The 9,430-nt window shown below is 24.4% G+C and carries 8 protein-coding genes; 3 read left to right on the forward strand and 5 right to left on the reverse strand.

What is annotated here, in order from left to right:
• The first annotated feature begins 27 nt into the window (after positions 1-27).
• A complete protein-coding gene (locus ACXX84_RS02460) occupies positions 28-1,446 on the forward strand; it encodes a nicotinamide mononucleotide transporter (RefSeq protein WP_458560993.1) in 1,419 nt (472 codons plus the stop codon).
• Between the two features lie 38 nt (positions 1,447-1,484).
• Here the strand turns inward: ACXX84_RS02460 and ACXX84_RS02465 are convergent, their stop codons facing one another.
• The 4 genes from ACXX84_RS02465 to ACXX84_RS02480 all read right to left on the reverse strand — a co-directional run bounded on the left by ACXX84_RS02465 (position 1,485) and on the right by ACXX84_RS02480 (position 5,646).
• The gene (locus ACXX84_RS02465; RefSeq protein ID WP_458560663.1) at positions 1,485-2,396 is read right to left on the reverse strand and encodes a type I phosphomannose isomerase catalytic subunit; all 912 of its coding nucleotides are present in this window, start codon (positions 2,394-2,396) and stop codon (positions 1,485-1,487) included.
• 1 nt (position 2,397) lies between these two features.
• The gene (locus ACXX84_RS02470; protein WP_458560664.1) at positions 2,398-2,709 is read right to left on the reverse strand and encodes a hypothetical protein; all 312 of its coding nucleotides are present in this window, start codon (positions 2,707-2,709) and stop codon (positions 2,398-2,400) included.
• Complete coding sequence (locus tag ACXX84_RS02475) at positions 2,702-4,705, reverse strand: PTS fructose transporter subunit IIABC (protein ID WP_458572846.1); 2,004 nt, start codon at positions 4,703-4,705, stop codon at positions 2,702-2,704. Before ACXX84_RS02475 ends, ACXX84_RS02470 begins: the two co-directional genes overlap by 8 nt.
• A gap of 110 nt (positions 4,706-4,815) precedes the next feature.
• Positions 4,816-5,646, reverse strand: coding sequence for a MurR/RpiR family transcriptional regulator (locus ACXX84_RS02480; protein WP_458572847.1), 831 nt, complete (start codon positions 5,644-5,646; stop codon positions 4,816-4,818).
• A 213-nt stretch (positions 5,647-5,859) separates the two neighbouring features.
• Here ACXX84_RS02480 and ACXX84_RS02485 point away from each other — a divergent pair, with 213 nt between their 5' ends.
• The gene (locus ACXX84_RS02485; protein ID WP_458572848.1) at positions 5,860-7,101 is read left to right on the forward strand and encodes a winged helix-turn-helix transcriptional regulator; all 1,242 of its coding nucleotides are present in this window, start codon (positions 5,860-5,862) and stop codon (positions 7,099-7,101) included.
• 154 nt (positions 7,102-7,255) lie between these two features.
• On the opposite strand, the gene tuf is transcribed toward ACXX84_RS02485, so the two are convergent.
• Positions 7,256-8,446 (reverse strand): elongation factor Tu, encoded by a 1,191-nt coding sequence (gene tuf, locus ACXX84_RS02490; RefSeq protein WP_436358628.1) that lies wholly within the window; start codon positions 8,444-8,446, stop codon positions 7,256-7,258.
• A 713-nt stretch (positions 8,447-9,159) separates the two neighbouring features.
• Between tuf and ACXX84_RS02495 the strand changes: the two genes are divergently transcribed.
• Positions 9,160-9,408 carry a hypothetical protein gene (locus tag ACXX84_RS02495; protein ID WP_458572849.1) on the forward strand — a complete coding sequence of 83 codons (249 nt, stop codon included), beginning with the start codon at positions 9,160-9,162 and terminating at the stop codon, positions 9,406-9,408.
• Positions 9,409-9,430: the final 22 nt, after the last annotated feature.

A 9,430-nucleotide genomic window follows, 5' to 3' on the forward strand; every position in this document is an offset into this window, starting at 1 on the left:
TTTAAAAATAAAAATAAAGGATATACAATGAAAAAAGAAAAAATTGAATTGATGCTTTTAATTTTTATTTGTTTAATATTAACTTTTCTTTCTTTATTTAATTTGGATGAATCTATTTGAATTTGAGAAAGAAATATAAATATTTGAAGAAAAATAATTAATATATTTGTAGCAATTTCAGGTATATTGGGCGTTATATCAATTGTAATGTTTGCAAAAAAGAAAAGAATTGCCTTTATTTTAGCAATTCTTAATGCTATTTTATATGCATTTTTCTCTTTTAGTAATGGACTTGTGATTGATGGTTTTATTCAAATTTTATATATATTTATATTAATTTATATTTTTATAAAAGAAATAATAAATAATAAATATTCTAAAAAAATTAGAGAATTAAGACTCTCTTTATATGCTTCAATAGTTTTTGCAATATTTTTTGTTTTATTAGTCACTATATTTTACTTTTTAAATCCATATACAAATAATTTTATTGGCAAAATGCTAAATATAGATTATTTAGAATTTGCATCTAATTTTAATTATAAAATAACTGCATCACTAATTTTAGCAACATTTAATGCTATTTCAGTTGTTGCATTAACAATGATGGCTTTGGGATTTAGACAAAATTGAATAATTTGATGTTTTAAAAATATTCTTTGTTTCTTTTTCTTCGGTGGGATTGCTTTTTTAAGTTGAACTATATTATTTATTAATTTTGTTTATTTGGTTATTTCAATTTATTTATATTTTGTTACTTCCAAAGAAAAAAGACTAACAATTGCATTCATAGGAATGGGAGCAAGTGGTAAATCCACTATTATCAATAATTTAAGAAATTTTTTAACAGAAAAAAATATTAAAATTATTGATGAAAGATTAAAAGATGAACAAATATTTATAGATTATATGAATGATTTAAAAGCTAAAGGGTATTTTACACAAAAAATATTCTTTAAAGATCGCTTAAAACAAATTAGAGAAATGCAAAACTATTCCAAATCACTAATTGATAGACATATGATTGATGATTTTCTTTTCCCAGAAACATTAATAAAAATGAACTATTTTACGCCAAAACAAAAGGTTTTATGAAATTTCTTTTATAAGGTTAAATACAAATTTCTGTTATCTTTAGAACCTAAGGTTGACATCGCTTTTCTTATTTTAAAAGATTTTGATTTTATTTGAAAAAATAGAACTAATGCAAGTGAAAAACACGAATTAGAAATCGAAAAAAAGAGAAGAAAAATTGAACTTCAAAACAAATATTTTTTTCAAATGGTAAATACAGAATATTTAAAAGAAAATAAAATAATTAGTGATAGTTTAAGAAAAAATCTAAAACTTTTTGCTAAAAAACATTATGAATTTATAAATATAGAAATAGAAAATTCTACAGAAAAAATAAAAGAAATTATTCAAAAAGAAGTAGAAAATTACTAAATTTAAAATCAACCACAATTAAGATGGTTGATTTTAATTTATACAAAATTTATAAAAATTTTAATATTTCCATTTATTGAAAAATTTGGAGTTTGTTTAGAAACAATAAAAACATCACCTTGTTTAATTTTGGTGGTTTTGTTTAAAAAACCTTCTCCTTCAAAAACTACAACTTCTGTACAATGTTTTGCTTTTGTTGTGTCAATAATTTCTGTAGTATTATTTATTTCTTTTTTAGTTAAATTAAAATTTTTTGTATTGTAAAACCCTTCTTGATTTAATTGTTTTTGAATAATAGGTTGTAAATCTAATTTCATTGTTTCAAGAGATTCTTTAGTGTGTATTTCCCTTTTTTTTCCATCTATATCTAATCTTTCATAGTCATATAAACGATAAGTGATATCACTCGATTGTTGTAATTCAAAAACCATTGTTTCTTCAGGTATTCCGTGAATTAAACCAGATTCAATGGAAACAAAATCTCCTTTATTTAAAATAATTTTATTTAAATATTTTTCTGTTTCCTTAGTATTTATAACATTTTTAAAAATTTCTTTATTAGTAGTTGAGGAACCTAATATAAAGGGTTTTCCTTTATTTTCCAACACATATCAACATTCATTTTTACCTAAAGAGTTTAATTTTTTTGCATATTCATCATCTGGATGAACCTGGATACTTAAAGGTAATTTAGCATCTAAAAATTTAGTTAGATTAGGATAAACAAAAGAATTAATATCTTCTTCTTTTATATTGAAAAATTTTGGATTTTCCTTTATAAAATCACTAAATTTTTGATTGGTGTTAATTAAAGTTGATTCACAATTTTTTACTGCTGAAATCAATCATGCTTCGCCTATGTTTTCATTTAAATTAAAAATTCTTTTTATGTTGTCATTTGCTCATAATGTTTTTTTAAAATAAGGTTTTAAAAAAATAATTTCTTCCATTTTATCTCAGTTTTTTGTTAAATATTGAATTAGCAGATAAAGAACTAAAAATCAATAATAATAAAGAAATTATAAGTAAAAATATTCCATATATAAATTTGCTAATATTTACTACTTCCAGCATTTTACTTACTGAATTATATTGATCTGTGTCTTTTTGTAAATTAGCTAATTGTTTTGTTAAATCAACAAATTTACCATAATCACTTGTCCCAAGAACTGTTAAAACTATACCAATAATAAGCGAAATTAAGAAAAGAGTTAATAAACCATAAAGAATCATTTTTTGTTTATCTAATTTAAGTTTATTCATTTTTTGCTCCTTTTCTTAAATTTAATTTATTTTTTAAACTATTTAAAAAAGGAATATTAAATTCTTTATTTGTATTTTTTGAATTTTTTCAAAAACCATATATTAAGCAAGTAATTGTTGTCCCAACAATAATTGATAAGAAGAAGAAAAGAATTCCTAAACCACTTCCATAGACATTAGAACCAACAGCACCTAAAATTGCAACAATAGGTCCTCCGTGTGCTGCAGCGTCTGTTACGCTTAATAGTCCTGCCATAGCACCAGCTACTGCTGAACCTATAACATTTGCAGTAATAACTCTTTTTGGATCAGCAACAGCAAAAGGAATTGCTCCTTCACTAATACCAATAAATCCCATAATTAAAGCAGAAATACCTAATGATCTTTCTTGTTCATTGAATTTTTTTCTAAAAATTACAGTCGCCATACCCATACCTAAAGGTGCAACTGGAATTGCTGCTGCAACCATTCCCATTGGTTCAAATACTTTTTGAGCAACTAATGCAGTAGAAGTTAGAAAAGCTACTTTGTTAATAGGACCACCCATATCAAATCCTGCCATTCCACCAAGCAATCCTCCTATTAAGAATGCTATTCCTAAGTTTAGTGCTCCACCATTTTTAAAGAGATTTTGTAGTGCATGAATAAATTTATCCATTACAAAACCAATAGGAGCTCCTATAATAAATATTACAAGCAGTGAATAAAATAATGTTACAGCAATTGGAATTACAAACATTGGTATAATTGCTGCAATTGATTTTTGAATTTTTAGTTGTGCTAATCATTTAACTGTATAACCAACTAAAATTCCAAAAAGAATGGAACCTAAAAATCCCATAGGTGTTTGTACACTGATGTTACCAATACTAAAAAATAAATTATTCATATTAGCAACTGCTGAAACTACAAATGCAGGCATTATAGCAGCTCTACCTGCAATTGAATAAGCTATATAAGCACCAAGAACTCCTATCATTAAAGTAAAGGAAACAACTCCTATTTCAAGTAAATATCAAAGAAAATCTCCTTTTGGTGCTGCAGAATTATTTCCATATATACTTTTTCCAATACCTAAAGATAAAGCAATCATAATTCCACCGAATATAACAAATGGAATCATATAAGAAATACCTGTAACAATATGGTTTAATAATCCCTTTTTATCGCTATTTTCCTTTATGTTAGGATTTTTAACATCGCTTTTATACACAGAAGAATTGCTTGCTTTTTTAATAACTTCTTCTGTATTGTGAATTGCTTCTTTTGTAGATGTTCTATATAGTTTTTTACCATTAAAAATAGATAAATCGACTTCTACATCACTTGCTACTATTACAAATTCTGCTTCTTTTATATCTTGTACAGTTAATGTATTTTTTGAACCTACAGAACCTCTTGTTTCTATTTTTGGAATATAACCCATTTGTAGTAATTTTTTCTCTAAATTTTCTGCTGAAAGATAAGTGTGAGCTATTCCTACAGCACAAGAAGTAATACCTACAACTTTTTTTCCTATTTGATTTTTTGGTTTTGTTTCTTTCTTTCTGTTAATAAAACTACTAAATAAATTAAAAATTTCTTCTGTATCATCGCTAACTTTTAATTTTTCAATTATTTCTTTATCTAAGAGCATTGTTGAAATTTTTGCAAGCGTTTCTAGATGTATATTATTTTCACTTTTAGATGGAACTAAAATTGAAAATATATATTTTACATTTGAATTATCAAATGTTTTTCATTCAATATTTTCTTTTAACTTTATAAAAAATAAAGTTGGAAAATCAATGTATTCAGATTGTGCATGGGGAATTGCAAATTCATTTTCCATGCCAGTTGAAATTTGATTTTCTCTATTTACCAAAGATTTATATATCTCATCAGAACTAGAAGTTATATTCATATTTAATGCTTGTTTTGCTATAAAACGAAAAACTTCATCTTGAGTTTGTAAATCTTCATTGATAAAAATTTTATCTTTTGAAAAAATTTCCATTTTTCCTCCTTGTTTCTATAATAAAATTATATTTTTAAAAATAATAAAAATTTAAAAAGGAAAAAAATTTACTTTTTTGTTTATTAAATAAGAAAAATATTTTTTATTGTTTATTTATTTCAACCTTCTAATATTTTTAAATTTTTTAAATAAATTTGGTCATAATTTTGATTTTTATGTTCAATTAAAAGTAGAAATATTAAATCAGCAATAAATTGTTGGTTTATTTTTGAAGAAATAGAAACTAAACGTTTATCTTGTTCTAAAGTGTGATAAATTATTACATTTTCATATTGTTCTTTGGTTGTTTTATTTGCTGTTATTAAATAAAATTTGATTTTTTGTTCTTGAAAAACCTTGATTATGTGTTTTATTTCTTTTGTATCACAAGATTTAGAAAATAAAATTATAGTTATTTTCTCATTTTTTTCTTGTCCAGATACAAGTAAAAAAGAATGAAAATCTTTAAAAGGTAAAGCATTTAAACCTATTTTTTGTAAATTTATTCCTAACTCACTTGCCCAAAGAAAAGAACTACCTGCTCCAAAAAGATAAATTTTTTGAGATTTTATAATATCTCTAACAAGTAAATTTACTTCTTCTAAATTTACTAAATGAGCTGTTTGAAAAATAGATTCTCTGTAATAATTAAATAATTTATTTAATATTTTAACATTTTGGTCATTTTCATTTGTATTTATAGTTTGATTAGAATTTAAATAATTGTGAAAAACATAAAATTGCATATCTTTCAATGAATTAAATCCTACTTTTTTAACAGTTTTAGATATTAAAGAAATGGAAATAAAAGTTTTTAATGCTATTTGTTTTATGGAAGAACTATAAAATTCTTTAGGATTTTCTAAAGCAAAATTTATTAAAGACTTTTCAGTAGATGTTAATTTTTCTAGTTCTTTATTTGTAAAAAGTTTATTATTCATAATGATTTTCCTTTAATAAATTATAATTTTAAAAAATTAAAATATAAAAATAAAAGGAAAAAACATATTTTTGCCAATTAATTTTGCTGTTATTTTCATTATTTACAAATAATATAAAATTAATTATCATCATATAAAATATTTAATTTTTTATATTTTTCTAAATATTTAAGTTTAGTTTCTATTCTTTTAAGAATAAAGTAAAAGCTTAAGTTGTGTAAAAATAAAATAAATTATAATCTCCAAACCGATCAAATAGATGATAAGCATTATTTAATTATTGCTATAAAAGACAATAATAATAACGTACCTTTTCAAACAATAGAAAAGACAAAAAAAGAGATTGGATTAAAACCTGGATGATATATAAGAATAAGAAGAGACACAAGATTACCTAAACCCCTTGAAGAATTTGAACTTTTAAGAAAATTTGCTAACTATTCTTTTAGTTCTAATTTAAATCATATTGCAACAATTGATGATTTAAATTATGAATATATGAAAGAATATTTGATATTAACAAATGCTAAAAAAGATATTATAGAAATGTCTAAAATTGATATGGCAAAAAGTATGGGACTAATAAGTGATAATAAATTTGAAAATTATCGAGCAAAAAATTTTGCTGTTCTAATGTTTGCAGAAAATCCAAGTAAATTTATTCCTAATGCATTTGTTAAAGTGATTAGAGAAGTAGATGGTACTGACAAGATGGAAGAAAAAATATTTGATGGACCAATTTGACTTCAAGTAAAACAAGTTAATAAGTATTTTGAAAATAATATAATGACATACTACACAATAAGAGAAGATAACAAAATAGAACATAAAATTATTTATAATTATCCACTTGCAACTTTCAAAGAATTAGCAACAAACGCAATTTTACACAAAGAATATGAAAATAATGAATTTGTTGGGATTTATATTTATAAAGATAGAATCTCTTTCATCAACCACAACAAGCCATTACCGCCAGTAACAATAGAATCTCTAAATAATGAAACCAGTTTCGATCAAAGAAAATATATAAACAATGAAATCAAAAATATGTTTTTTGCACTGAAATTAATAGAATCTTATGGTTCAGGGATAAGAAGAGCAAAATCAACTCTTTTGCAAAATAATTCACCTAAATTACTATTTAGTTCAGGGGATGAAAAAAGTAATTTTACCAATGCAATTATTAAAATAAATGAAGAATTTTATAAAAATTTTGATAATAGTTTTTCTAAAAAAACTACCACCAAAACTACCACCAAAACTACTCTTAAATATGATCAAATTCTTAATTTATTAGAGAAAAATCCGTTAATAAATACAAAAGAAATATCAGAAAAATTAAACATCACAATAGATGGAGTTCGTTATCATTTAAGAAAAATGAAAAAGGAAGGATTGGTACGTTATGAGGGTTCTTCCAAACTCGGAAAATGAGTAATTAAAAGGAAATAAAATAATATAATGTAAAATCTGAGTGTATTTAGGTAACATAAGACATTTTGTTTAAATTACTCTTGATTACTTTTTTACAAAGCAATTAATTTCATTATTTATTTAATAAAAAAGTTAACATTTTGAATGTTAACTTTTTTCTTTTGCTTTGAAATTATTTAATAATTTCTGTTACTGAACCAGCACCAACTGTTCTTCCACCTTCACGGATTGAGAATTTTGTACCTTGTTCAACAGCGATAGGAGCGATTAATTCAACTGTTAAGTCAACATTATCTCCTGGCATAACCATTTCTCTTCCTGCTTCAAATTTAATTCCACCAGTAACGTCTGTTGTTCTAAAGTAGAATTGTGGTTTGTAGTTTTGGAAGAATGGTGTATGACGTCCACCTTCTTCTTTTTTAAGAGCATAAATAGCTGCTTTAAATACTGTGTGAGGAACTATTGTTTTTGGTTTAGCAATAACTTGTCCTCTTTCGATTTCTGTTCTATCTACTCCACGTAGTAAAACTCCAGCATTATCTCCAGCCATAGCTGAATCAAGGTTTTTTCTGAACATTTCAATTCCAGTAACAACTGTTTTTTTAGGTTGTTCTTTGTAACCAACGATTTCAACTTCTTCGTTAATTTTAACTTGTCCTCTTTCAACTTTTCCTGTAGCAACTGTTCCACGTCCTGTAATTGTGAAAACATCTTCAACCGCCATTAAGAATGGTTTATCCATTTCTCTAACTGGAGCATCGATGTATGTGTCAACTGCATTCATAAGTTCAAAGATTTTTTCTTCTCATTCTGGTTTTCCTTCTAAAGCACCTTTAGCTGAACCTCTAATGATAGGTGTGTTTTCACCATCGAATTCGTAAGAAGATAATAAGTCTCTAATTTCAAATTCAACTAGGTCAACCATTTCTTCTTCACCAACTAACATATCTACTTTGTTTAAGAAAACAACGATTTTTGGAACCCCAACTTGTTTTGATAATAAGATGTGTTCTCTTGTTTGAGGCATTGGTCCATCTGTAGCAGCAACTACTAAGATAGCACCATCCATTTGAGCTGCACCTGTAATCATGTTTTTAACATAGTCAGCGTGACCTGGACAGTCAACGTGTGCATAGTGTCTTTTTTCTGTTTCGTATTCAATGTGAGCTGTGTTAATTGTAATTCCACGTTCTCTTTCTTCTGGAGCAGCATCGATTGATGCATAGTCTTTAGCTTCTGCTAATCCTTTTTTTGATAAAACTGTAGCAATAGCTGCTGTTAAAGTAGTTTTACCATGGTCAACGTGTCCAATTGTACCAATATTAACGTGTTCTTTTGAACGATCAAAATTTAATTTTGCCATTATATTTCCTTTCATTTATATTAATTTATTTTATTTTAAACGCGCTTAAAACCAACCAAAGAATAGTCTTTCATCTATTTCCTATCCAATCGCGTTTAATTTTTAGTATTTATTTATTATATAAAATACATTAATATTTTACCAAAAAAAAGCAAAAATAAAAATTATTCATACCACAAAAAATAAAAAGAAAGCACCCTGACGGGTGCTATGAATATAGTATTAATTAATTTATCTGAATTTTTAATATATATGACTATTTAACTAAATTTATGATTGAAAACAAATATAATTTATGAATTACAAGAATTTAATTAAAAATTTAAATATATAGTGTGTATATTAAGTGTAAATTATGTGTGAAGTAAAAGGAGTTAACAAAACTATATTAAAATAAAATTAAAAATTAAGAAAATAAATTAAATAAAACAAATCTAAAAGTAATTATAATATTTCGCATAGATAGTTCTCTATGCGTTATTATTCTACCATAAAAACTCTTCTTTTTTTTTTTTTTTTGCAAAAATTTTTATTTTTTAAAAATATTAATGATTTATTTTAAATTGAAGCAACTTAATATAAAAGAATAAAATCCTTATTATTTCTGTATTTCATATTATAATTTAATAATATTTATATTTGAAAGTAAAGAGGGAATATGAAAAAAAAGAAAATTATTATTTATTGGTTCATCAGTAGTAACTTTACCTACTTTGTTTGTAATTTCTTGTGGTGATAAAAACCAAGTTTCTCAAAAAACACCAGAAAACAAAAAGGAATACAAACTAGAAAATAGCAAATTCTTATTTAAAAACAATCAATCTTTTATTGAATTAACTTTTAATCAAGAACTGACTGGAGCAAACACCGCTTCTATTGGTTTGTTAAATAAAAATAACGAAGTTAGATCTTCTATTGAAGAAAATATTAAACCTAAATTTTTACTATTTTTCTATACTTAGCAAAAAATGACACATTTTCAAC

Source organism: Mycoplasma sp. AC157 (assembly GCF_054343415.1).